We start from the raw sequence: 1917 nt of genomic DNA, 5'->3' as shown, positions 1-1917 counted from the left end.
GGTCAAAGATCCGGGGGGTTGTCTGGTGCCGTGTCGGAGGCGGCGATGTTCAGGCGGCGCGCGGAGTGAACGTGACGCGGGAGTCCTCGGCGGTGAGCGCCACGTTCAGGGAGCCGTCCAGAGCCTTGGCGAGGCGGCGCAGCAGCGGCAGCGTCGGCACGGTGTCCCCACCCTCGATGCGCGAAATCTGCGGCTGAGTCATCGCCGCCCGCTCGGCCAGTTCGGTCTGGGAGAGGCCGAGTTCGACGCGACGGTCGTAGATCGCCTGGCCGAGATCGCCGGCGAGGCGTGCGTCGATGTACTCCTGGTCGTACTCCACGGTCTCGCCGAGAAGCTGCCTGGTGCGGCGCGTCTTCCACTGACTGTGATTCATCACGCCTCCTTGACGCGGTCGTACGTGTGCTGGGCGGGGCCGTGCTCGGCCTCGCAGGTCTTCTGGACCTGGTGGGCTCGTTCGATCTCGGCGGCTTCGTGCATCCTGGTCTTGCGGAAGACGGTCAGCAGCACGATGCGTCGGTCCGGGACGCGAGCCAGTAGGGGATGCGGACGGCATCACCGTCAAGGGTTACCCGCAGTTCACGTAGCTTGCCGCCCAGGTGGCGCGAGTACGGTTCACCGAGCGTCGTGGGTTCGGCCAGCAGACGGTCCGCCTTGTCCTCGACTCTGCGGTAGAGGCGAAACGGCAGCAGTTCCAACCAGTCCCGCACCTCGGGCTCCACCTCGATCACGTAGCCCTCACCGCCTGCGTCCATGCATTCAACGGTATATGCATCGGATTGCATGCAGCAAGTACGGACGATCGTCTGCCGACGAGTTCGCACGCAGCCGAGTACCCCGTGCCGTGGACCTGCGCGACGTGTGCGCCCCGCGGATCAATCCAGGTAGCCGCGGAGTTGGCCGGCGTAGGTGTGGTGGCGGAGCTTGTTGAGGGTTTTGGCCTCGATCTGGCGGATGCGTTCGCGGGTGACGCCGAAGAGGCGGCCTATCTCCTCCAGGGTGCGCGGCTGGCCGTCGACGAGCCCGTAGCGGAGCTGGACGACCCTGCGTTCGCGCTCGCCGAGTGTGGACAGCACCGCCTCCAGGTGCTGGCGGAGCAGGAGGAACGCCGCCGACTCGGCGGGGGAGGGGGCGTCGCCGTCCTCGATCAGGTCGGCGAGGTGCACGTCGTCCTCCTCGCCGACGGTGGCGTGCAGCGAGATCGGCTCCTGGGCGAGCCGCAGCACCTCGCGGACGCGGTCGGCGGTGATGCCGAGGTAGCCGGCGACCTGTTCGGCGGTCGGTTCGTGGCCGCGTTCCTGGAGGTAGGCGCGCTGGACCCGGACCACCCGGTTGATCAGTTCGACGACGTGCACGGGGACGCGGATCGTCCGGGCCTGGTCCGCGAGCGCGCGGGACATCGCCTGGCGGATCCACCACGTCGCGTACGTCGAGAACTTGAAGCCGCGGGTGTAGTCGAACTTCTCCACCGCGCGGATCAGGCCGACGTTGCCCTCCTGGACGAGGTCGAGCATGGTCAGGCCGCGTCCCACGTAGCGCTTCGCGACGGACACCACGAGCCGCAGGTTCGCCTCGATGAGCCGGCGCTTGGCGAGTCGGCCGAGGACGACCAGTCGGTCGAGGTCGAGTGCGAGGCGGGTGTCGAGCCGGCCGTCTGCGGAGCTCAGCTTCTCCTCGGCGAAGAGGCCTGCCTCGACCCGGCGCGCCAGCTCGACCTCCTCGGCGGCCGTCAGCAGCGGGATGCGGCCGATCTCCCGCAGGTACTGGCGGAACAGGTCGGCGGAGGCGCCGCCGCTGCCCTCGGTGCGCAGGGAGGGGGAGAGGGCGACCACGGGGGCGGTCGGCTCGGGCCCGTCGCCCGGGTCGGCGGCCCCGCCCCCGGGGTCCGCCGGCGGTGCCGGGCGGGTGGCGGCCGGGGGC

Annotated in this window: 2 protein-coding genes and 1 pseudogene; all 3 read right to left on the bottom strand. The window is 70.2% G+C overall.

The window, feature by feature from the left end:
• Positions 1-49: 49 nt before the first annotated feature.
• A complete protein-coding gene (locus GL263_RS25840; RefSeq protein WP_182858158.1) occupies positions 50-373 on the bottom strand; it encodes a helix-turn-helix domain-containing protein in 324 nt (107 codons plus the stop codon).
• Positions 373-752: pseudogene (locus GL263_RS25835) on the bottom strand (type II toxin-antitoxin system RelE/ParE family toxin). The gene GL263_RS25840 and the pseudogene GL263_RS25835 overlap by 1 nt, the downstream one beginning before the upstream one ends.
• 120 nt (positions 753-872) lie before the next feature.
• Positions 873-1917: RNA polymerase sigma factor (locus tag GL263_RS25830; RefSeq protein ID WP_182858157.1), on the bottom strand; the 1045-nt coding region annotated here is incomplete at its 5' end.

The sequence above is a fragment of the Streptomyces durbertensis genome, assembly GCF_014156695.1.
Classification (GTDB): domain Bacteria; phylum Actinomycetota; class Actinomycetes; order Streptomycetales; family Streptomycetaceae; genus Streptomyces; species Streptomyces durbertensis.
The sequence above is the reverse complement of the archived record's forward strand: the minus strand, read 5'-3'. Positions and strand labels throughout refer to the sequence as shown.

What these genes read in the sequence shown, in the direction of transcription:
- GL263_RS25840 (WP_182858158.1), bottom strand. Translation starts at nt 373, where the DNA reads ATGAATCACAGTCAGTGGAAGACGCGCCGCACCAGGCAGCTTCTCGGC.